This window comes from Streptomyces sp. NPDC055099 (genome assembly GCF_053607685.1).
The window spans coordinates 378,634-400,767 of record NZ_JBSGUA010000002.1 but is presented as its reverse complement, the minus strand read 5'-3'; the positions used below and the strand labels follow the sequence as shown (position 1 = coordinate 400,767).

At 71.3% G+C, this 22,134-nt stretch carries 19 protein-coding genes; 13 read left to right on the top strand and 6 right to left on the bottom strand.

The window, feature by feature from the left end; genetic code table 11:
- Window positions 1–54: 54 nt before the first annotated feature.
- The gene (locus ACWFRU_RS06235; RefSeq protein ID WP_453685276.1) at window positions 55–2,256 is read right to left on the bottom strand and encodes an FUSC family protein; all 2,202 of its coding nucleotides are present in this window, start codon (window positions 2,254–2,256) and stop codon (window positions 55–57) included.
- A 221-nt stretch (window positions 2,257–2,477) separates the two neighbouring features.
- On the opposite strand from ACWFRU_RS06235, the gene ACWFRU_RS06230 reads away from it, so the two are divergent.
- Entirely contained in the window at window positions 2,478–3,965 is a 1,488-nt protein-coding gene (locus tag ACWFRU_RS06230) for an MFS transporter (protein ID WP_453684926.1), read from the top strand.
- Here the strand turns inward: ACWFRU_RS06230 and ACWFRU_RS06225 are convergent.
- Window positions 3,931–4,503, bottom strand: a complete 573-nt coding sequence (locus ACWFRU_RS06225) for a TetR/AcrR family transcriptional regulator (RefSeq protein ID WP_453684925.1) — start codon at window positions 4,501–4,503, stop codon at window positions 3,931–3,933. The genes ACWFRU_RS06230 and ACWFRU_RS06225 overlap by 35 nt on opposite strands.
- 242 nt (window positions 4,504–4,745) lie before the next feature.
- Between ACWFRU_RS06225 and ACWFRU_RS06220 the strand changes: the two genes are divergently transcribed.
- The 5 genes from ACWFRU_RS06220 to ACWFRU_RS06200 all read left to right on the top strand — a co-directional run bounded on the left by ACWFRU_RS06220 (window position 4,746) and on the right by ACWFRU_RS06200 (window position 9,908).
- Entirely contained in the window at window positions 4,746–5,300 is a 555-nt protein-coding gene (locus ACWFRU_RS06220) for a 2Fe-2S iron-sulfur cluster-binding protein (protein WP_453684924.1), read from the top strand.
- Window positions 5,297–6,289 (top strand): FAD binding domain-containing protein, encoded by a 993-nt coding sequence (locus ACWFRU_RS06215; protein ID WP_453684923.1) that lies wholly within the window; start codon window positions 5,297–5,299, stop codon window positions 6,287–6,289. Before ACWFRU_RS06220 ends, ACWFRU_RS06215 begins: the two co-directional genes overlap by 4 nt.
- Window positions 6,286–8,421: a xanthine dehydrogenase family protein molybdopterin-binding subunit gene (locus tag ACWFRU_RS06210; RefSeq protein WP_453684922.1), complete on the top strand. Its 2,136-nt coding sequence runs from the start codon at window positions 6,286–6,288 to the stop codon at window positions 8,419–8,421. The genes ACWFRU_RS06215 and ACWFRU_RS06210 overlap by 4 nt, the downstream gene beginning before the upstream one ends.
- Window positions 8,414–9,571, top strand: a complete 1,158-nt coding sequence (locus ACWFRU_RS06205) for an XdhC family protein (RefSeq protein WP_453684921.1) — start codon at window positions 8,414–8,416, stop codon at window positions 9,569–9,571. The genes ACWFRU_RS06210 and ACWFRU_RS06205 overlap by 8 nt, the downstream gene beginning before the upstream one ends.
- Window positions 9,572–9,782: 211 nt before the next feature.
- On the top strand, window positions 9,783–9,908 hold the full coding sequence (locus ACWFRU_RS06200) for a hypothetical protein (RefSeq protein WP_453684920.1): 126 nt from the start codon (window positions 9,783–9,785) through the stop codon (window positions 9,906–9,908).
- A gap of 49 nt (window positions 9,909–9,957) precedes the next feature.
- On the opposite strand, the gene ACWFRU_RS06195 is transcribed toward ACWFRU_RS06200, so the two are convergent.
- The 3 genes from ACWFRU_RS06195 to ACWFRU_RS06185 all read right to left on the bottom strand — a co-directional run bounded on the left by ACWFRU_RS06195 (window position 9,958) and on the right by ACWFRU_RS06185 (window position 12,363).
- Window positions 9,958–10,938 carry an LLM class flavin-dependent oxidoreductase gene (locus tag ACWFRU_RS06195; RefSeq protein WP_453684919.1) on the bottom strand — a complete coding sequence of 327 codons (981 nt, stop codon included), beginning with the start codon at window positions 10,936–10,938 and terminating at the stop codon, window positions 9,958–9,960.
- Window positions 10,939–11,071: 133 nt separating this feature from the next.
- On the bottom strand, window positions 11,072–11,836 hold the full coding sequence (locus tag ACWFRU_RS06190; protein WP_453684918.1) for a YqjF family protein: 765 nt from the start codon (window positions 11,834–11,836) through the stop codon (window positions 11,072–11,074).
- Between the two features lie 128 nt (window positions 11,837–11,964).
- Complete coding sequence (locus tag ACWFRU_RS06185) at window positions 11,965–12,363, bottom strand: DUF5997 family protein (RefSeq protein ID WP_453684917.1); 399 nt, start codon at window positions 12,361–12,363, stop codon at window positions 11,965–11,967.
- Window positions 12,364–12,421: 58 nt separating this feature from the next.
- Between ACWFRU_RS06185 and ACWFRU_RS06180 the strand changes: the two genes are divergently transcribed.
- Window positions 12,422–13,234: a LysR substrate-binding domain-containing protein gene (locus ACWFRU_RS06180; protein WP_453684916.1), complete on the top strand. Its 813-nt coding sequence runs from the start codon at window positions 12,422–12,424 to the stop codon at window positions 13,232–13,234.
- Window positions 13,235–13,259: 25 nt separating this feature from the next.
- Here the strand turns inward: ACWFRU_RS06180 and ACWFRU_RS06175 are convergent, their stop codons facing one another.
- Window positions 13,260–14,279 (bottom strand): YdcF family protein, encoded by a 1,020-nt coding sequence (locus ACWFRU_RS06175; protein WP_453684915.1) that lies wholly within the window; start codon window positions 14,277–14,279, stop codon window positions 13,260–13,262.
- Between the two features lie 114 nt (window positions 14,280–14,393).
- Here ACWFRU_RS06175 and ACWFRU_RS06170 point away from each other — a divergent pair, with 114 nt between their 5' ends.
- From ACWFRU_RS06170 to ACWFRU_RS06145, 6 genes are all read left to right on the top strand, one after another.
- Window positions 14,394–14,618: a hypothetical protein gene (locus ACWFRU_RS06170; protein ID WP_453684914.1), complete on the top strand. Its 225-nt coding sequence runs from the start codon at window positions 14,394–14,396 to the stop codon at window positions 14,616–14,618.
- Window positions 14,619–14,721: 103 nt separating this feature from the next.
- Window positions 14,722–15,030 (top strand): hypothetical protein, encoded by a 309-nt coding sequence (locus ACWFRU_RS06165; protein WP_453684913.1) that lies wholly within the window; start codon window positions 14,722–14,724, stop codon window positions 15,028–15,030.
- A 485-nt stretch (window positions 15,031–15,515) separates the two neighbouring features.
- On the top strand, window positions 15,516–16,604 hold the full coding sequence (locus tag ACWFRU_RS06160; protein WP_453684912.1) for a DUF1996 domain-containing protein: 1,089 nt from the start codon (window positions 15,516–15,518) through the stop codon (window positions 16,602–16,604).
- Window positions 16,605–16,751: 147 nt separating this feature from the next.
- Window positions 16,752–18,506: a discoidin domain-containing protein gene (locus tag ACWFRU_RS06155; protein WP_453684911.1), complete on the top strand. Its 1,755-nt coding sequence runs from the start codon at window positions 16,752–16,754 to the stop codon at window positions 18,504–18,506.
- A 12-nt stretch (window positions 18,507–18,518) separates the two neighbouring features.
- Entirely contained in the window at window positions 18,519–20,945 is a 2,427-nt protein-coding gene (locus tag ACWFRU_RS06150; protein WP_453684910.1) for a glycoside hydrolase family 3 C-terminal domain-containing protein, read from the top strand.
- 75 nt (window positions 20,946–21,020) lie between these two features.
- Window positions 21,021–22,061 (top strand): LacI family DNA-binding transcriptional regulator, encoded by a 1,041-nt coding sequence (locus ACWFRU_RS06145; RefSeq protein ID WP_453684909.1) that lies wholly within the window; start codon window positions 21,021–21,023, stop codon window positions 22,059–22,061.
- Window positions 22,062–22,134: the final 73 nt, after the last annotated feature.

The window sequence follows — 22,134 nt, the reverse complement described above, 5'->3', positions numbered from 1 at the left end:
TGGCTCATCCTGGCATGAGCCGCAAGTCGCACGGCCTCCTGACGGGGCGCCGGGTCAGACCCGCGAGGCCTTGCCCGCCGAGGTGCCCCGCCCGGCGACCGGCACATCCAGCGGCCGCGCGAGACCCACCACACCCTCGTCCAGGCGTTGCAGATGGCGCAGCACGCGGTAGGTGACGGTGCCCGAGCGCGGGGCGCCGGAGCCTTCGGCCTCCAGCATCGAGGCGATGCTGGCGCCCGACTCGACCTCGCCGGTGGCCTTGTCGTCCTCCACGTACGCGGCGATGACCTCGATGTTGCGGGCGATGCGCAGTCCGGCCCGTTCGAGCCGCGGGTCGGCCGCGACGTTCTTGCTGTACGGCACGAGCTCGGCCGTCGCCGCCAGGGAACGGGCGTGATAGGCGCAGGTCTCCAGGAGCGCCACCAGATAGCGGGCGGTCCTGCGGCGGCCGCGCAGCGGGGTGATCGGGTGGGTCAGCGGCTGGATGGAGGCGCGCAGATCGTCGAGCGCGGTGTCCAGGTCCCGCGCCTTGTCCAGGAGATCGGCCGCCGGACCGCCGCTGAGCTGTTCGACCGAGGCGGAGATGACGTCGGCGAGGCGGGTCAAAACCGTGTTCAGGAGGTCGTCGGTGCGGCGGTCGGTGTGCACCGGCAGGACGAGGACCGCCGCGATGATGCCGCAGGCGGCGCCGAGCGCCGTCTCCTCGATACGCAGCCAGAGCACGGCGAGGCTGTAGGTGTTCAACAGCGTGTAGAGCAGGCCCAGCATCGCCGTGACGAAGAAGGACATGAGCGCGTACGACAGGGGAGCGGTGAAGAACATCGCGAAGATGAAGAGCAGAACCAGAGCGAACGCGACCCAGGTGTGGTTGCCGACCAGACCCGCGAGCGCCACACCGGCGACCACCCCGAGCACCGTGCCCAGCAGACGCCGGTAGCCCTTGACCAGGATCTCGCCCGTGGACGCGGTGTTGAGGAAGACCACCCAGCAGGTGAGCACCGCCCAGTACCAGCGCTGGGTGGAGAGGAACTCGCCGCCGATGATGGCCAGGGTCGAGCCCACCGCGACCTGGAAGGCGGCCCGGGTGGTGGGGCGCCGCAGCCCGGTGCGGTCGTCCTCCTCGGGTTCGGCGGTCTCCTCGGCGCCGGCGATCGCGATGTCCTCGGCGTCGAACTCCTCGCGGGAGCGGGTCGTCGCCGGTGAGTCGTCGGACTCGTCCTGGGGGCCGTCGAGGGCGATGCGCAGGCCGAGGACGGCTCGGGCCGCCTCACCGATGCCGCGGAAGACGTCCTGGACGGCCATCGAGGCCCGCGGCAGATTGTCCTCGTCGCGGTAGCCGAGCAGCCGGTTGCGTACGTGGGCCAGGGCCGTGCCCCGGTCGTCGGCGATCGGGCGGCCGACCAGCAGGTGCAGCGCGTTCAGGTCCCGGCGCAGGGTGACCGTGGCGTCGTCCTCGGCACGGATGCGCGTCCCGGTCGCCGGTACGGGGGCGTGCGGCAGGTGCAGGGTGAGGGTGTCCGCGCGTTCGGCGCTGCGCGCGTTGAGGAGGAGTACGCCGAGGCGTTCGGCGGCGATCTCCGCGTCCGCCACGCGGCGTTGGACCAGGGTTGCCGTGGCCGCGTCGGGGGTCCCCTCCTCAAGGCGGCCCTGGATCATCAGGGCGGTCTCGTGCAGTCGGGAGGTGCCGCGCCGCAGTTCGGTGAGGACCTTCTCCAACTGCTCGGGCGTGGCGTCGAGAAGCTCGATCTGCGTGCCTACCAGCTGTGCGAGCCGCGCCCTGAAGGCGACGCGCAGCCGTCCCAGGTCACGCCCCGGCGTCTCCGGTACGACGGCGAACCGCACGATCGCGCTGCACACGAAGGCGACGCCGAGGGCCAGCCACAGGCTGGGCAGGGCGGACGTCGTGGCGCCCACGAACAGGGAGACGAAGTAGACCTGAAAGCCGATCAGACCGAGGGCGGTGCCCCGGTCGCCGAACCGGCGGCTGTAGACGGCGCCGAAGATCAGCGCGATGAAGAAGATGTCACCCGCGACGACCTGGTCGTGCAGCAGCGCACCCAGGGAGATCGCCGCGATCGCGACGGGCAGCCCGAGCGCGAGCGTGATCGCCTGGCCGCGCACCTCCTTCTCCTTGATGGCGAAGGTGGAGACCATCGCGGTCATGGCGCCCGCGACCATGTGGGTGACGTCGGTGCCGAGCAGGGCGAGGACGACGAGCGTGAACGCGATCGCGCCGACCGTCCGCAGCCCCGCCATCAACCGCAGGAGCCCCGGGTCCGAGGCCACGAAGCGGTCCCATGTGCCGGTCCTAGTCCGCCGTCTCACTGTGCTCACACCCTCATCGCCGCTGTTCAGGCGGAGATTCTGTCACGGCGGGATACAACCGGGGCTTGAGGGTTCACAGCGTGATACGCCGGGGCAGCCGACAGGAACAGGGGCAAAGTCTCCGGGGCGACTTCAACGAAACACTTGAAGTCATGAATCCAGCGGATGACGAACTGACCGGGGCGAAGCCGTGCGCGGACGCCCCCGAAACCCACGAGAGGGGCCGCAGTCTCACCCCCGCCCTGCGGCGCCGGTGGACGCTCCTCGCGGTGAGCGCGGCCCAGCTTCTCGTGGTCCTCGACGGAACCATCGTGAACATCGCGCTGCCCTCGGCGCAGGGCGCGCTCGGCATGTCCGACGCGAGCCGGCAGTGGGCGATCACCGCGTACGCGCTCGCCTTCGGCGGCCTTCTGCTCATCGGCGGCAGGGTCAGCGGCGCGCTGGGCCACCGGCGTACGTTCCTCGTCGGGCTCGTCGGCTTCGCCGCCGCGTCCGCGCTCGGCGGGGCGGCCGTGAACCCCGAGATGCTCTTCGGGGCGCGCGCCCTGCAAGGGGTGTTCGCCGCGGTGCTCGCCCCCGCGGGCCTTTCGCTGCTGACGATCACCTTCACCGAGCCGCGGGAACGCGGCCGTGCCTTCGGGGTGTTCGCCGCGGTGGGCGCCGCGGGATCGGCGGTCGGCCTGGTCGCCGGAGGCCTCCTCACCGAGTACGCGGGCTGGCGCTGGTGCCTCTACGTCAACGTGCCCGTGGCCCTGCTCGCCGTGCTCGGTGCGACGTTCGTGCCGCGGGACCGGCCGGTCCGGGGCGAGGGGCGGCTCGACGTCGCGGGCGCCCTGCTCAGCGCGGCGGGCTTCGCCGCGATCGTGTACGCCTTCAACGAGGCCGAGCCGCTCGGCTGGAGTGCGCCCAAGGTCCTCGTCCTGCTCGCGATCGGTGTCCTGCTGCTGGCCGCGTTCGCCGCCGTCGAGGTCCGGGCGCCGCGGCCGCTGCTGCCGATGCGTGTGCTCGTCCATCGCGCTCGCGCCGGGGCGTTCTCCTCCATCACCCTGCTGTTCGTCGCGATGTTCGGCTTCTACCTGTTCATGAGCTACTACACGCAGACGGTCCTGGGTTACTCACCCGTCGAGGCGGGCCTGACGCTGATCATCAACGCCCTGGCCGCCCTGGCCGGCGCGACGCTCGTCGCCGGGAGGCTCCATGCCCGGGTCAGGCCCGCCGCGCTGATCGTGCCGGGGTTGCTGGCCGCGGCGGCCGGGATGTTCCTGCTGACCCGCCTGACGGCGCAGAGCACGGATGTCTTCGGCCTCTACCTGGTTCCCGCGCTGGTGCTGACCGGCCTCGGCCTGGGCTGCGTCCTGCCGCCCACCGCGAGCCTGGCCACCGCGGGCCTGCCCCCGCACGACATCGGAGCCGCGGCGGCGGCCTACAACGCCTCCCAGCAACTGGGTGCCGCGCTGGGCACCGCCCTGCTCAACACGGTCGCGGCCGGTGCGGGCGCGTCGTACCTGGCGTCCACCGCGGAGGCCACGCGCACGGCGGCCTCCGTGCACGGCTACACGACGGCGCTGACGGTCGCCTTCGTGATCCTGCTGGCCGGGGCAGGCGTCAGCGCGGTGCTCCTGCGCGCAGTCCGTCCATGACCAGGTCGAGGAGGCGTCCGGAGCGTGCCTGCCAGTCGCCGTGCGGATCGATCTGCCAGAGGCCCGCGATGGCGAGCAGGAAGTCGTCGGGTGTGACGCCCGGCCGGATGGTGCCCGCCTCCTCGTTCGCCTTCAGGAGGAGTGTGACCGCCGAGGTCACCGGCCCGTGGCCCACTCCGGCCAGGGTGCCCAGGGTGCTGGTGGCCTTGCGTATCGCGTCGGCGAGGCCCGCCTTGGCCATGGCGTACTGGGCGAGGCGATCCATCCACTCCCGCAGGGCCTGGTCGGGCGGGCGGGTCTCCAGGAGCTGACAGGCGGTGTCGGCGACCTGCTGGACCTCGTAGCGGTAGACCTCCAGCACGAGAGCCTCGCGGTTGGGGAAGTTGCGGTAGAACGTCCCCTGCCCGACGCACGCCTTCTTGGCGATCGTGCTGACCGGGGCATCCGCCGAGCGGGTCAGCTCGGCCAGTGCCACTTCCAGGATGCGCTCGCGATTCCGTTGCGCGTCCGAGCGCAGTTGTGCGTCCTTCTTGTGCACTCGTCCTCCTCCCGAGAATCGCGGCCCGGGCCACTCTTGCTAAGCGGACAACTGTCCGTTAAGTTTTGAGGCTAACGGACAGCTGTCCGCTTAGGGTCACCATACCGGCAGACCCCCCTTACGCACAGTGCCACCACCTCCCGAAGCCTCAGTCGGGACCGCCTCACGCGACGATCCCGCTTTTACGTGACACAAGCTGACTCAAGCTGACGCAAGCTGACAGAAGCGAAAGAAGGCTGATCGTGGCCCCATCGACGTCCAGCGCCATCACGCTGAACATCAACGGCGAAAAGCACACGCTGCCCGTCGACCACCGCACCACCTTGCTCGACGCCCTGCGCGAGCGCCTCGATCTCACCGGCACCAAGAAGGGCTGCGACCAAGGACAGTGCGGCGCCTGCACGGTGCTCATGGACGGGCGCCGCGCCGTCTCCTGCCTGCAACTGGCCGTCGCCTCCGAGGGGCGCGAGATCACCACCATCGAAGGCGTCGCGCAGGGAGACCAACTGCACCCGGTACAACAGGCGTTCCTCGACCTCGACGGCTACCAGTGCGGCTACTGCACGCCGGGCCAGGTCTGTTCGGCCATCGCGGTCATCGAGGAACACGCGGCGGGCTGGCCGAGCGCCGCGACCACGGACGTACGGCCCGAAGCGGGCATTCCCGAGCTGAGCGCCGACGAGATCAGGGAACGCATGAGCGGCAACCTGTGCCGCTGCGGCGCGTACGTGTCGATCGTCCAGGCGGTCGCGCAGGCGGCGGCCGCCGAGACCAAGGGCACGGAGGCCGCGGCATGAGGGAATTCGGCTACCAGCGGGCACTCGACGTCCCCGGCACGGTCGCGCTGCTCGGCACCGACCCCGACGCGCGCGTCCTGGGCGGCGGCACGAACCTCGTCGACCTGATGAAAACCGGCGTGGAGCGGCCCGGACTGCTCATCGACGTACGCGAGTTGCCCCTCGACCGCATCGAGACCACGGACGACGACGGGCTGCGGATCGGCGCCACCGTCACCAACAGCGATCTCGCCGCCGACCCCGAAGTGCGGCGCCGCTACCCCGCCTTGGCGGAAGCCGTCCTGGCCGGCGCGTCGGGCCAGCTGCGCAACATGGCCACCGTCGGCGGCAACCTGCTCCAGCGCACCCGCTGCGGGTACTTCGCCGACCTGTCCAAACCCTGCAACAAACGCGCCCCGGGCACCGGTTGCCCCGCCATCGAGGGCGAACACCACAACCACGCCATCCTCGGCGCCACCGAGCACTGCGTGGCCGTCCACCCCTCCGACATGGGCGTGGCGCTCGCCGCCTTCGACGCCGTCATCTCGTACGAGACGGCGGAAGGCACCGGCGAACTCCCGCTCGCCGACTTCTACTTGTCCGTCGGCAGCACCCCGCACCTGGAGACCGCGCTGCCGTCCGGCGCGCTCATCACCGCCATCACGCTGCCGCCGGCCCCGGTCGCCGCCCGCTCCCGCTACCGCAAGGTGCGCGAGCGCGCGTCCTACGCCTTCGCCATCGGCTCGATCGCCGCGGCACTCGACGTCCAGGACGGCGTCGTACGCGAAGTGCGCCTGGCCTTCGGCGCGGTGGCGTCCCGGCCGTGGCGCGCCCGGGAGGCCGAGCGCGTTCTGACCGGCGGTCCCGCGAGCGCCGAGGCGTTCGCGGCGGCGGCGGACGCCGAGCTGGCCGCCGCCAGGACACTGCCCGACAACGGCTACAAGGTGACGCTGATGCGCAACCTAGTCGTCGCCCTGCTGACCGAGCTCACCGAGGAGGCAACCCGATGACGGCGCAGACCACGACGACCACCTCCACCGGGACGTCGAGCGCCATCGGCGCTTCATACACCCGCGTGGAGGGCCTGGCCAAGGTCACCGGCGCGGCCCGGTACGCGGGCGAGATCCCCTTCGCCGAACTCGCCCACGGCTGGCTGGTGTTGTCCACCATCGCCCGCGGACGTGTCCTGGCGGTCGAGTCGGAGCCCGTGCGCGCGATGCCCGGTGTCCTGGCCGTCCTGCACCACGGCAACGCGCCGCGCGTCGACGGGGACTACGTCGGCATGCTCGGCGCCCCCGACCCGATTGTGGAGGTCTTCCAGCACGACCGGGTGCCCTTCGTCGGCTGGCCGGTGGCGCTCGTCGTCGCCGAGACGTCCGAGCAGGCCAGAGAGGCCGCCGAGGCCTTGGTGGTGCGGTACGAGGAGGAGCCGCACGACGTCGCGTTCTCCGCCGAGCACCCCGGCACGTACACGCCCGACGGCGAGAACCACCTGGTGGAGAAGGGCGACCTGGAGGCCGAACTCGCCGCGTCCGCGCACGTCGTGGACGAGGAGTACACCACCCCCGAAGAGCACCACGGCTCGATGGAACCGCACGCGGCGATGGCGCGCTGGGACAACGGACGCCTCGAAGTCGTCGACTCCAACCAGGGCAGCACCTGGGTCGCGGACGAACTGGCCAAACTGTTCTCGCTCGACCCCGCATCGGTACGGGTACGGTCCGAGCACATCGGCGGCGCCTTCGGATCCAAGGGCGTACGCGTCCACCAGATCCTCGCCGTGATGGCGGCGACGCTGCTCGACCGCCCCGTCCGGGTCGTCCTCAGCCGTCGCCAGCTGTTCACGCTCACCGGCTACCGCAGCCCCACCGCCCAGCGCGTCCGGCTCGGCGCCGACGCCGACGGGCGGCTGCGCGCCGTCGACCACCAGGCGCACAGCCTCACGTCGACGGTCCACGAGTTCGTCGAGGGGAGCGCCGGGTTCGGGCGGCCGATGTACGCCGCCGACGCCCACCGCAGCGTCAACCGCGTGGTACGCCTCGACGTGCCCACGCCGACCTACATGCGCGCTCCCGGCGAGGCCCCGGGTTCGTTCGCCCTGGAGTCCGCGCTCGACGAACTCGCCGAGCGGTGCGGTGTGGACCCGATCGCGCTGCGCGCCCGCAACGAACCGGACGTGGGCCCCGTCTCCGGGCTGCCCTTCGCCAGCCGCAATCTGCTGTCCGCCTTCCAGGAGGGGGCCCGCAGGTTCGGCTGGGCCGACCGGGACCCGCGTCCCGGCGTCCGCCGCGAGGGGCGCTGGCTGCTCGGCACCGGCACCGCAGCCGCCACCTTCCCGGTAATCGTCGCGCCGTCCACCGCGGCCGCGACGGCGGAGGCCGACGGCACCTTCACGGTGCGGATCAACGCGGCGGACGTCGGGACGGGGGCGCGCACCGCGCTGACCCTGATCGCCGCGGAAGCCCTCGAAGTGCCCCAGGACCGCGTCCGGGTGCGCATCGGCGACAGCGACTTCGGTCCGGCGGCGATCTCCGGCGGCTCGATGGGCACCCGCTCCTGGGGCTGGGCCGTCAGGACAGCGGTGGCCGACCTGCGGGAGCAACTGGCCCTGGGCGGCGACATCCCGCCGCAGGGAATCACCGTCCGCTCCGACACCAGCGCGGCCGTCGGCGCCCTCGCGCAGAAGGAACGGCACTCCTTCGGCGCGCAGTTCGCGGAAGTCGCCGTCGACGTCACCACCGGTGAGGTACGGGTGCGGCGCATGCTCGGCATCTTCGCGGCGGGCCGGATCATCAACCCGCTGACCGCGCGCAGCCAGTTCGTCGGCGGCATGACCTGGGGCCTGTCCATGGCCCTGCACGAGGAGGCCCACCGCGACCAGGCGACGGGCGGCCACGTGGGCGCCGACTTCGCGGGCTACCACTTCGCCGCCAACGCCGACGTGCCGGTCATCGAGGCGGACTGGGTGGAGGACACGGACGCGGACGACCCGGTGGGCATCAAGGGCATCGGTGAGATCGGCATCGTGGGGGCCGCCGCGGCGATCGCCAACGCCGTCTGGCACGCGACCGGCGTACGCCACCGCCAACTGCCCATCCGCCCCGACCGCGTCCTGAACGCGGGAGGAGCCCCGGGTGCTTGACATCGCCGAAGCACTGAACCGCTGGGTCCAGGAGGGCCGGGACTTCGCCGTCGCCACCGTCGTGACGGTGGGCGGCAGCGCGCCGCGCCCGCCCGGCGCGGCCCTCGCCGTCGACAGCGAGGGCACGGTCATCGGTTCGGTCTCCGGCGGCTGTGTGGAGGGCGCGGTGTACGACCTGTGCGTGCAGGCCCTCCAGGACGGCGCGACCGTGCGCGAGCGGTTCGGCTACAGCGACGAGGACGCCTTCGCGGTCGGCCTCACCTGCGGCGGCGTGATCGAGGTCCTGGTCACGCCGCTCGACGCGGACGCGCCGGGCAGGCAGGTCTTCGCGGCGGCGCTCTCGGCCGCCGCCCGCGGCGACGCGGCGGCGCTCGCCCGTGTCGCCCGGGGTCCGGCCGGACTCCTCGGCAGGGTCGTGCTCGTCCACCCCGACGGCTCGTACGAAGGAGGCCTGGACGAACATCCCGACCTCGACCGTACGGTGGTGGGGGAGACCCGCGCGATGCTGGACGCGGGACGCACCGGCGAGTTCGACGTCTCGGAGAGCGGATCGCGCTGCGGGGAGCCGCTGACCCTGTTCGTCGAGTCGTGCGTGCCCCCGCCCCGCATGATCGTCTTCGGTGCGATCGACTTCGCCGCGGCCCTGGTGCGCACGGGCAAGTTCCTCGGCTACCACGTGACCGTGTGCGACGCGCGCCCAATCTTCGCCACGAAGGCCCGCTTCCCCGAGGCCGACGACATCGTCGTCGACTGGCCGCACCGCTACCTCCGGGACACCGCGACCGACGGCCGCACGGTCTTGTGCGTCCTCACCCATGACGCCAAGTTCGACATCCCGCTCCTCGAGGTGGCCCTGCGGCTTGAGGTCGCGTTCGTCGGCGCGATGGGCTCCCGCCGCACCCACGAGGACCGCAACACCCGGCTGCGCGAAGTCGGCGTCACCGAGGAGGAGTTGGCCCGCCTCCACTCGCCGATCGGCCTCGACCTCGGGGCCCGCACCCCGGAGGAGACCGCCCTGTCCATCGCCGCCGAGATCATCGCGGCGCGAAGGGGCGGGACGGGGGCTCCGCTGACCGGCTCGGCCACCCCGATCCACCACGACACGGACACCGAACGACGCAAGGAAGCCCCCGGCTTCCACGCCGCCTAGCAACCTCCCGGCAGTCGACCGGCAACCATCAAGCGCCGCAGCCGCGATCCGTCTGCGGCGCTTGGTCGTGCCCGCACTCGCGTGGTTCCTAACTCGCCGTGCCTGAGGGTACGTTGACGCTGTCTCTTCCTCGCGTTGGGGGGCGGGGCGCCAAGACCGACCGTTTCGAAGCGGTCGATCGGGTGCCCTGACCAAACCGAGAGGAGGAGATATGACCGAACGTCAGTCGTCCAAGCGGACAGAGGTGAGGCGGGAACTCGCCACACGCATCACGGCGGCCTTGATCGGCCGTGCCCTGTGGGCGGTGATCGTGGAGTTCTTCCGTCGCGATCTCTGAGGGCCTGAACAGCCCTGGACAGCGTTCAGCGGCGCCCCGTGGCAGCCCCCTATCCCCGGGGCGCCGTGCACAGTTCACGTACCAACGTGAACGACCGCACGCGATCGGTGAGGTCATAGACCGGCGTGACCAGCATCAGTTCGTCGGCGTCGGTGTTCTGCGCGATCCGCGCGAGCCGGGCGCCCACCGATGTCGGTGTGCCATGGGCTTGCTGCGCGGTGAACGCGGCCAGCGCGTCCTCTTCCCGGGAGCTGAAGCGGTGGGCAGCCGCGTCGGCCGGGCTGGGGAACGCCGTGTCGCTCTGCCCCTTGAGCAGACCTGCCTTCACGACCGACATGGGCCGGGCCAGCTCGTCGGCCCGCTCCTGGGTCTCGGCGCACACCACCTCGACGCACACCAGCACGCGCGGTGCCTCGCACCACGGGGAGGGACGGAACGCCTCGCGGTAGCGGCCGAGTGCCTCGACGGTGTGCTCGGGGCGGATGTGATGGGCGACCGCGATCGGCAGCCCCAGCTCGGCGGCCAGCGTCGCGCCCGCCCGGCTGGACGCGAGCAGCCAGGGTTCGGGCAGCTCCCCGAATCCGACCTCGGTGAGGAACTCCAGGATCGCCGCCACGTCCCTGGCGTACTCCTCGTCCGTGGCGGGCCCGGCGCCTCTGCGCAGGGCGCGGGCCGTCCCCTCGTGGAAGGTGCCGGGGCCGCGGCCGATGCCCAGGTCGATGCGGCCGGGATGCAGGGCCGCGAGCGTGGCGAACTGCTCGGCCACCATGAGCGGCGCGTGGTTGGGGGCGAGGACACCGCCCGAGCCGACCCGCAGTGCCGAGGTCGCAGCGGCGACCCGTGCCGTCATGATCGCCGGCGGGAACGTGCCGATGGCGGGGGAGTGGTGGTGCTCGGCGAACCACAGCCGGTGGTACCCGAGACGCTCGAGTTCCTTGGCCGCACCGTCGCAGGCGCGCAGGGCGTCCGAAGGCGAGGTGCCTGCCTCGACCATGGCGACATCCAACGCGGAGAGCGGCAAATCGATCATGCGCCCAGCATAGGACCGGGCGACATGCTCAGCCTCACCTTTTCGTTCCCCCGCCCTGACACTCCGTCACGGCGTCCATCAGTGAACTCGGTCTGAGGCAACGGAGGTTGTCGCCTCACCCCACATGCAGGCGTCAGGGAGTCGGAATGCCGCCGGGCCGCGCAGGCCGCCCGAAGCGGACCGGGACACCTGGGGAGTACAGCACGCTCACCGGGTCACCGACCGGCCGCGGCAGTCCCGCGGCCGCGATCAGGTCCTCGTCGCACTCGATCAGGTCGGCCCGGTGCAGCGGCCACCGGGGATGCACGTTCGGCAGGAACATCTGCCGCCCGAAGAACGTGTTGTGCATGCCCCAGCGGGCCGTCAGGAAGTGCTCGAAATCGGTGGGCTCCTCGACCCGCTCGCCCACCCGGACGGCGATACGGCTGTGCGCGCCCCGCGGCCCCGGCCAGCGCCGCGCACTGGTGTACGTGACGGTGTCGCCGCTGCGCCGGATGCTCATCCGCGACCACTGGTACGGCAGCCGGAAGGCGCCAATCGCGACCGCCACCGGAATCAGGCGGGAGGCGTCGAGAGAGCGGAAGACGACCCCGCGGCGGCCATGGGCGTCCACCGAGTAGAGGCGGACGTTGGTCTCGGGAAACGTGCCCAGGTACGGGATGCCCGGCAGCCGGAACCAGCCGACCCGGTGCATGCGGAACGCGACCAGACCCACGTAGGTCACCCCGTCGTGGAGATCGGGAACCGTACCGGCGGGCAGGAGCGGCGCCACATCCGCGGGGTCCACGGCCCAGTGCACGAAGGCAAGGTCCAGCCACGACTGCGTGAGCAGCGGGTTCTCGGCGGAGGCGGGCGGATCGGCGGTTATCGGTTCCGGCACTGCGGGTGTGAGGACCACGTCACCAGGATCGCAGGGGCCCCGGCGACGCCCGCCACGGGGTCGGGTACCGGGGCGGGGTGCCGCGAGCACGACGGAGCCCCCGGGCTGACCGCGTCAGTGTCCGGGGGCTCGGCGTCCGGGCGAGGTCAGGAACGCGACCTGCGCTCCTGCTCAGCGGCGTTCTTCTCCTTGATGCGTACCGTCTCCTTGCGGACCTCGGCCTGGGTGGCGCGCTCCTTCTGCAGCCACTCCGGGTTGTCGGTCTTGATCGCTTCGATCTGCTCCGTGGTGAGGGCCTCCGTGACCCCGCCACGCGCGAGACCGGCGATGGACACACCGAGCTTCGACGCGACGACCGGCCGGGGGTGCGGTCCGTTGCGCCGCAACTCCTGGAGCCACTCGGGCGGCTCGGTCTGCAGGGCGTTCAGCTCGGTGCGCGAGACGACACCCTCCTGGAACTCGGCGGGGGTGGCCTCGAGGTACACACCCAGCTTCTTCGCCGCGGTCGCGGGCTTCATGGTCTGGGTGGTCTGGTGCGACGTCATGCTCCCCAGGGTATCGAGCGTGTGAGCTACCGCCGACCACGACCGGTAACCTGGCGGAGTGACGGACTCGCAGGTGACCCCTTCTTTCAGGCTCGCGTACGTCCCGGGGGTGACACCCACCAAGTGGGTGCGGATCTGGAACGAGCGGCTGCCCGACGTGCCGCTGACCCTCGTGGCCGTGGACCCGGGCGAGGCTTTCGAGCTCCTGCGCGGCGGCGGCGCCGACGCCGGTTTCGTACGGCTCCCCGTCGACCGTACGGACCTCAGTGCGATCCCCCTCTACACCGAGACGACGGTCGTGGTGATCCCCAAGGACCACGTGATCGCGGTGGTCGATGAGGTGGCCCCCGAGGACCTGGCGGACGAGATCATTCTGCACCCCCTCGACGACACCCTCGCGTGGGAGAAGCTGCCCGGACAGCCGGCGAACGAGCGCCCCGCGACGACGGCGGACGCCATCGAGCTGGTGGCCGCGGGCATCGGCGTCCTCGTCGTCCCCCAGTCGCTCGCCCGTCTGCACCACCGCAAGGACCTCACCTACCGGCCGCTCACGGAAGCCCCCGAGTCGCGGGTCGCGCTGTCCTGGCCCGAGGACGCCACCACGGACCTGGTGGAGGACTTCATCGGGATCGTGCGAGGGCGCACCGTCAACAGCTCCCGCGGCCGCTCCCAGACCCCCGCGGCGGCGTCGGCATCGGACCAGTCGAAGCGCAAGAGCCCCGACAAGGGCACAGCCCGCCGGAAGCCGACGGCGGGCAAGCCCGCCGCCAAGTCGGGCAAGCCCACCGGAAAGTCGGGTAAGAACGCGCGCGGCGGCTCCGGCGGCGCGCCGAAGGCGGCCAAGCGGGGCAAGCCCCGCCGTCGCTCCTAGCCCCTGGCAAAAGGCGGCCGACGCGTCACCCGGCGCCGTTGCGATGGGCCCACCAGGCGAGCACCCCGCCGAGGACGAGCAGCAGGCAGATGGCCGCGTTGGTCCGCTTGTAGGCGACGAGGACGGCGGCGAACTCGCGGATCGTCGCGGTGGGCCAGAAGTACGCGGCCGTGGGTGAGCCCACCACCTGCCCGTTGATCCCGGTCCGCCGGGCGGTGAGGGCGGCACGGAAGGCGTGGTAGTTGTTCGTGACGATGACGCACCGGTAGTCCGGCTTCGCCTTCTCCATGATCGCCTTGCTGAACCGCAGATTCTCGTCGGTCGTGGTCGAGCGGTCCTCCCGCTCGATCAGGGCGGCGGGGAACCCGTGGGCGACGAGATCGTCGGCCATCGCGTGGGACTCCGGCAGATCCTCGTCCGGCCCCTGGCCCCCCGACGTGATGATCACCGGCGCATCGCCCCGCTCGGCCAGGCGCGCGTGCACCGACTGCGCCCGCCTGAGACGGCTGGCCAGCAGAGGCGGCACCGTGGACCCGCCGACCAGCCCCGAGCCGAGTACGACCACGAAGTCGGCCTTGCGGTGCACGCGCAGCCGCCCGTAGAGGAACGCGTAACAGACGAAGCAGAGGAACAGGAACGCGAGATAGGCGGCAAGGCCACCGGCCGCCGTTCCCACCCCGACCCACACCGGCGTCCGTACGACCACGGCCAGGACCACCAGCGCCACGACCGTCAGGATCGCCAACGCCGCCACCAGTGACAGCAGGTTGGTCGGACTCCTGCCTTCCTTGCGGACCATCTGCAGGCCGTTGGAGAACAAGAAGCACGTCAGCACGAGGATGCTCAGGGCGCCGAGCACCAGCAGCGCCCACGCCACGGCCTGACCCGACGCCGAGCCGGACCTGACCAGTTGGAACAGCCAGGCCGCGAGTGCGCAGAGCCCGGCGAGCCCCAGGATCACGGCATTGCTGAACTTCCTGCGCTCGCGCACCACGCGCACGCAGAAGACGAGGAAGAGGAGTGCCGCGGGGGCGTAGAGCAACATCCGCACAGCGTAGGCTCCGTCAACCTCCGTCCTGTACCGGAACCGGAGACGTCCGCTGTAGTGATCTCGGGGCCCAGGCCGTGCCCTTATGAGCGCGGGGGAGTTGACCCCGGTATGAAGAAGCGAAGCGTACTGGCCGTTGCCTCTCTCGCCGCCGGGGCTGTGATCGCCGCGATCAGCCCACCCCAGGGGGCGGACACCGCGGACGTGAGGGAGCCCGCCCGCGCCACGGGTGCCCTGGATGTGATCGACGGCCAGTGGGACGAGGAGGCCCCGCCGGTGCCCGGCGCCGGTTCCGGTGTGGTCGCCCCGGACATCTCCAGCACCCAGGGGCTCTGAAGCCCGACCGACGCGGGGCCGGGACGCAGGCGTCCCGGCCCCGCCGCTCATCACCTGCCCCGGACGCACGCAGGGGGCGCTCGCCCACCCTCGAAGGACCCACATGCCCCGTACTCGGCCCACCCACAAGAGCGTGGCGCGCCTCGCGACCGTGCTGGCACTGAGTTTGCTGACGCTCCCGATGCTCGGCGGCACGGCCACGGCCGGCGGCACTTGCTTCGCCACCCGCGCCGACGCCCCGATCTACGCCGGCGACAACCCGTGGACCGAGATCGTCGGCCACCTCGATCCCGGCACCCCGGTGAATGGAACCCGCCAGGGCGTGGACGCCCTGTGGCAGGTCTCGCGCACCGACAACGGCCAGAAGCTCGGCTACATGCGGCCCGCGGACCTCAGGTGCGACGGCGGCTGACGGCGACCGGCTGCGGCTGAGGGCTATTGGTGACGGGGTCCGACGCCGATCGTGGTAGCTGCGCGCCGTCGTAAGGAGAGCGCTCTCCCGAGCCGCATCCTCCTCCCCTCCGAAGGACGCGTCAACGCCTGCGCACGCACTCCTCGCCTTGCCGCCGGATGACGCTGTGTTGAGCCCGCAGCGGCTGCGGCTCGGTGTCGACGCGATCTCAACGCCCCCTGAACTGCGGGAAGTTATGCCGCCGAGTCGGATGCGACCGCGCGATGAGGCGCCTTCGTGCGGCAAATGCCCACCGCCGGACCGCTGTTGCGGGACTTCGATGACTTCTTCACTCTTGACACGTTCGCGTCACGGTGGGAACACTCCGGGAGAGCGCTCTCCCAGCCGGTACCGGTCAGGGCGCCAAGCCCGGCACCCGGGAGCGCACGGCCACGGCTCCCGGCAGGCCGGTCCCCACATCCCTCTCCACGTGGCAGGAGGTCTCCATGGCACGGAGATCGAGAACGATCTCAGGAGCGCTGATCGCGGGCGCCCTGATACTGAGCTCGCTCGGCATCGGCGGCATCGCGGTGAGCGCCGACCACGCGTCCGAGCCCCGGACGTCGAAGGCCGCGACAGCGCACGCGGGGCACCCCATGGCCGCGTCCACCCGCATGTCGGCGGAGGACGCCGACGAGGACGGGTACATCCCCGCGAAGCAGCCCGTGACCGGCGCCGAGCCCTCGGCGGCACAGCCGCCGCACCGCTACTTCCACGAGTTCCAGGCGCACTGTTCGGTGACGCACACCGCCCCCGACGACCCCATCGTCTATCCCGGGCAGCCCGGCAAGTCGCACGACCACACGTTCATGGGCAACACCACGACGAACGCGCACAGCACCACGGCGTCCCTGGACGCCGGTTCCACCAAGTGCCTCGCCCCCGGCGACAGGTCGGCGTACTGGATGCCCACCTTGTTCAACGGCGACCAAGAGGTGCGGCCCGTAGGGGACCAGACGATCTACTACAAGGCCGGGGTCACCGACTACACGAGTGTGCGGCCGTTCCCGAAGGGGCTGCGGTTCGTCGTCGGCAGTCCGATGCAGAGCGCGCAGGAATTCCGTGACCACCCTGGCTTCGTCGAGGGGTGGGAGTGCGGGGAGAGCTACTTCAACGTCGATTTCCCCAAGAACTGCCCCACGAGCCGTGACACGCAGCTCAACATCCGCTTCCAGGCGCCCAGTTGCTGGGACGGCAAGACGCTGGACGCCCCTGATCACCAGAGCCACATGTCCTACCCGGTGGTCAAGGCGGGCACCAACGACAACGTGTGCCCGACGAGCCACCCCGTCGCCCTGCCGATGATCGAGTTCAAGATGGCGTTCCCCGTCAACGGGGACATGTCGAAGGTCCGCCTGGCGAGCGGGACAGGCCACTCCTTCCACTACGACTTCTTCAACGCGTGGGACGACGCGACGCTGAAGGCGCTGGTGGACCACTGCATTGTCGGCGGTCTGCAGTGCGACCCGCGCGGCTACGACCAGACCCACCCCGAAGCGGGCGCGGCGCTCGACGAGAACTACGAGCTGCCGTGACCTCGGCCGGCGAAGGGCGGACTGGACCGTACTGGACCGACTCCCTTCCGCCCAGTCCGCCCTTCGCAGGCGCCGCCCCACTCCATACGCCATTTCGCACTCGAGTCCGCACCCTCCCCAGCCCCCCCCCTCGCCCAGGAGACCCCCATGCGTAGACCTGGTACCGCCCGCTCCCTCCGCGGCATCGTCGCGCCCGCCACCGCGGGCCTGCTCGTGACCGGCGCGCTCGCGCTTCCCGCCCAGACGGCGCACGCGGCCGGCAGCGTCGTGAAGGTGACCGGTTCGCAAGGCGACTGGCAGCTCACCGTCGACGGCTCGCCCTACCAGGTCAAGGGTTTGACCTGGGGGCCTTCCGTCGCTGACGCGGACAAGTACATGCCCGATCTGCGGTCCATGGGCGTCAACACCATCCGGACCTGGGGCACCGACGCCTCCAGCAAGCCGCTGTTCGACTCCGCTGCCGCCCATGGCCTCAAGGTCGTCGCGGGCTTCTGGCTGCAGCCCGGCGGGGGCCCGGGAAGCGGCGGCTGTGTCAACTACCTGACGGACACCGCGTACAAGAACCAGATGCTCGAGGAGTTCCCCAAGTGGGTGGGCACCTACAAGGACCACCCCGGCGTCCTGATGTGGAACGTGGGCAACGAGTCGGTGCTCGGCCTGCAGAACTGCTACGCCGGTGATGAGCTGGAGAAGCAGCGCAACGCGTACACCACCTTCGTCAACGACATCGCCAAGAAGATCCACGCGGTCGACCCCAATCACCCCGTCACGTCCACCGACGCCTGGACCGGGGCCTGGCCGTACTACAAGAAGAACGCCCCCGACCTCGACCTGTACGCCGTCAACGCCTACGACGCCACGTGTGACATCAAGTCGGACTGGGAGCAGGGCGGGTACGACAAGCCCTACATAGTCACCGAGTCGGGGCCCGCCGGTGAGTGGGAGGTCCCCGACGACGCCAACGGGGTCCCCGAGGAGCCCACCGACCGGGCGAAGGCCGCCGGTTACACCAAGGCCTGGGACTGCGTCACCGGCCACCGGGGCGTGGCACTCGGCGCCACCATGTTCCACTACGGCACGGAGTACGACTTCGGCGGCGTGTGGTTCAACCTGCTTCCCGCGGGCCAGAAGAGACTCTCGTACTACGCCGTGAAGAGGGCCTACAGGGGCAGCACGGCCGGTGACAACACCCCGCCGGTCATCACCGATCTGGCGGTCGACGGCGACGCGGGCAAGGTCGCGGCGGGCAGTCCGCTCACGCTCACGACAAAGGTCAGCGACCCCGACGGTGACGCGCTCTCTTACGAGGTGCTCGCCAACAGCATGTACGTGGACAAGAGCAAGGAACTCACCCCGCTGGCCGCCACGGACCAGGGGGCGGGCCGCCTGAAGGTGACCGCCCCGGACAAGCCCGGCGTGTGGAAGATCTACGTCAAGGTCAGCGACGGCAAGGGCAACGTCGGCATCGAGACACGGTCCGTGCGCGTGGTGGTGCCGCCGGTCGACGGCACGAACATCGCCCAGGGCAAGCCCGCGACCGCCTCGTCCTTCCAGCCGGGCAGCGGCGACTGCCCCTGCACCGCGGCCAACGCGGTCGACGGCAAGCAGAACACGCGGTGGGCCAGCGACTGGAGTGATCCGCAGTGGCTCCAGGTCGACCTGGGCTCCACCACCTCCTTCGAGCACATCCAGCTGAACTGGGAGACCTCGTACGCGAAGACGTACACGGTCCAGACCTCGGACGACGGGCAGAACTGGCGGACCGTGCACGAGGTGCGGGGCGGCAACGGCGGTGTCGACGACTTCGACGTGAACGGTTCGGGCCGCTACGTGCGGATCAACGGAACGGAGCGAGGCACCGGATACGGCTACTCGCTCTACGAGTTCGGCATCTACAAGTGAGGTGACGGCTCCATGACGCGCGACGAACTGCAGCGGCTCGTGGACAGGCTGGACCTGGAGCGCAAGGTGGGGCTGCTGACGGGAGCCACCGTGTGGCGCACCCGGGCCGAACCTGCCGTGGGGCTGCGGGAGATGGTCTTCTCGGACGGTCCGGCCGGGGTGCGGGGGGAGGAGTGGGACGAGCGCCGCCCGTCGCTGCTCCTGCCCTCCGCCTCCGCGCTGGGTGCGCTGTGGGACGAGCGGTTGGCCGGGGAACTCGGCGAACTGCTGGCCTTCGAGGCGCTGCGCAAGGGGGTGCACGCCGTCCTGGCGCCCACCTTGAACCTGCATCGCACACCGCTGGGCGGACGCCACTTCGAGTGCCTTTCCGAGGACCCGGAACTGGCCGCGCGGACCGGGGCCGCCCTGATCCGCGGCGTCCAGAGGCACGGGGTGGCCGCGACCGCCAAGCACTACGTGGCCAACGACTCGGAGACCGAGCGGCTCACCCTGGACGTACGGGTGGACGAGCGGACGTTGCGCGAGGTGTATCTGGTCCCGTTCGAAGCGGCCGTCCGAGCGGGTGTATGGCTCGTCATGAGCGCCTACAACGGTGTGAACGGCACGACGATGACCGCGAACGGGCTCTTGGCCGAACCGCTGAAAGGAGAGTGGGGATTCGACGGAGCCGTCGTCTCCGACTGGGGCGCCGTACGTCTGACGGAGCAGAGCGCGGTGGCGGGCCAGGACCTCGCGATGCCCGGTCCGGAAGGCCCGTGGGGCGCGGCACTGGTGGCGGCGGTCCGCAGCGGCAGCGTCCCTGAGCGGGCGATCGACGACAAGGTGTTGCGTCTGCTGATTCTGGCCGATCGCGTGGGCGCGCTCGGCGGCGGCCGCAGGCTTCCGCCGCGCGCCTGGCCCAGCGGCACCGCCCGCCGCCTGTTGCGCCGGGCCGTCGCGGCCGGCACCGTACTTCTGCGCAACGAGGACGTCCTGCCCTTGGACGCGTCCGCTCTGCGCAGTGTGGCGGTCGTCGGACGGCACGCCTGCGCACCGCGGCTCCAGGGTGAAGGCAGTGCCGGGGTCTTCCCGGCGGATGTCGTCACACCGCTGGACGGGATCCGGGCCCGGCTGCGGGGGCGGGCCCGGGTCCTGTACGCGCCCGGGCCTGACCTGGGCGGACAACCCAGGCCGCTGGACGCCGCGCGGTGCGAGAACCCCCGCACCGGGGAACCCGGCGTCCTGCTGCGGGTGCTGACCGCGGACGGGCGAGAGCTCTCCTCGGAACACCGCCTTTCCGGACGGCAGTTGGAGCCTCCACTGGCGCCGGAGGCTCACACCGTCGAGGTCAGCGCGCTGCTGCTCACGGGCGAGGAAGGCAAGTGGACGTTCGGCGTGGGCGGCTACGGGCGGATGAGTCTGATGGTGGACGGACAGGGCCTGGTGGAAGGGGAGTTCGCGCGGGACACCGAGGACCCCGCGGTCATTCATGTCGACCCTCCACGCCGACACGCCTCGGTATGGCTCCCCGCGGGCCATCGCGCGCATGTCGTGGCCCGCAGGCAACTGGCTCCCGACACCGGTCGCGCCCTCGTCGTGACGGCCGCGGAGCCCGAACCCGACCCCGAGCAGGCGCTGTCGGAAGCGGTGGACGCCGCGCGGACCGCGGATGTCGCCGTGGTCGTCGTCGGCACCACCGAGGGCAGCGAATCAGAGGGGCACGATCGCACCTCGCTCACCCTTCCCGGCCGTCAGGACGAACTGGTCGCGGCGATCGCCGCCGTGAATCCGCGCACCGTGGTCGTGGTCAACTCCGGCGGACCGGTGGAACTGCCCTGGCGGGAGCAGGCCGGGGCGGTGCTCCTGTCGTGGTTCCCCGGACAGGAAGCGGGGACCGGGCTCGCCGACGTCCTCTTCGGGCGGACCGAACCGGGCGGACGCCTGCCCACCACGTGGGGAGCCACGCTGGCGGACGCGCCGGTCCGCGAGACCTGGCCACGGGACGGCACCCTCGCCTATGCGGAAGGTCTGCACATCGGCTACCGGGCCTGGCTGCGGTCGGGCCGCGAACCTGCCTACTGGTTCGGCCACGGCCTGGGCTACACGACGTGGAGCTACGACCGCCTTCGGGCCGCGATCACGCACGAGGGGCCGGGAACAGCCCTGGCCGTCGAGGTGCGGTTGCGGAACACCGGCCAGTGTCCGGGCCGCGAAGTGGTGCAGGTCTACCTCGCGCGGCCGGACTCCGCCGTGGAACGCCCCGCGCGTTGGCTCGCGGGCTTCACGACGGTCCGGGCGGAGCCGGGGGAGACGGTGACGGCGTCCGTGGAGGTACCGGCCAGGATGCTGCGCCACTGGGACGTGGCAGAGCACCGGTGGCGGACCGAGCCGGGTGGCTGGCAAGTCCTCGCGGGCCGCAGCGCCGGAGATCTGCCCCTGACGGCGACGGTGCGCGGGTAGGGCTCCCGCTGTCGGGCGAGCGGGCAACGGGAGAGCGCTCTATGACGCCCGATGGCGGGGCGTTAGTGTTCCCGGATGGACAGACAGATGCCGACGCTGGAGGACGTGGCGCGCGAAGCGGGGGTCTCCCGCGCCACCGTCTCCCGGGTGGTCAACGGCGTGCGCAATGTGGCCCCCGCCATCCAGGACGTGGTCCGAGCGGCCATCGAGCGGACGGGCTACGCGCCCAACCGGGCCGCGCGCTCCCTGGTGACCCAGCGCGCGGGCACCATCGCCCTGGTCGTCTCGGGCGCCGGAGACCACACCGACACGGCGCAGAACGCGTTCGCCGCGCGGGTGTTCGCCGACCCCTTCTTCGGCCGTGCCGTCAGTGGGGTGGTGGGATTCCTGCGCCCGCGTGCCATGCATCCGGTGCTGATGTTCGCGGAGACGGAGGACTCCCGGCAGCAGGTTCTGACCTACTTGCGCCAGGGCAACGCGGACGGTGCCCTGGTCGTCTCGACGCATGCCCAGGACCCGCTGCCGGAGCTGCTCGCCGAAGCCGGGCTGCCCGCGGTGTTCTTCGCGCGCCCTTCGCTGCGGGCCCGCGTCACGTTCGTCGACTTCGCGCACCGGGACGGGGCGAGGCTGGCCGCCGAGCATCTGCTCCGTCGCGGCTGCCGACGGGTGGCGACGGTCTCGGGTCCGCTGGACATCCCGGCGGGCCGCGAGCGGCTCGCCGGGTTCCAGGACGGCATGGAGCGGGGCGGACAGCCCTACGTCCCCGTCGCCGAGGGTGGTTTCACCCTGGAGAGCGGGGCGGCGGCGATGCGTCGGCTGCTGGTCGAGCATCCGGACGTCGACGGGGTGTTCGCGGCGAACGACCTAATGGCGCAGGGTGTGTGCCAGGTCCTTAGGGAGCAGGGCAGGCAGGCGCCCACGGATGTGGCGGTGGTCGGCTTCGACGACTCCAGCGTGGCGGTCACCTGCACGCCCCCGCTGACCACGGTGCGCCAGCCGGTCGAGGAGATGGGCGCGGAGATGGGGCGGCTGCTGCAGGAACAGATCGAGGGCGTACGGACCGACCCCACCTCGGTGATCTTCGAGCCGGAACTCGTGGTGCGGGAGTCCGCCTAGCTCGTGGCGCGGCAGTCCGCCCAGCGGGGAGAGGCGCTGCGAGCCACCGGATGCGGATCATGCCGCGCGGTGT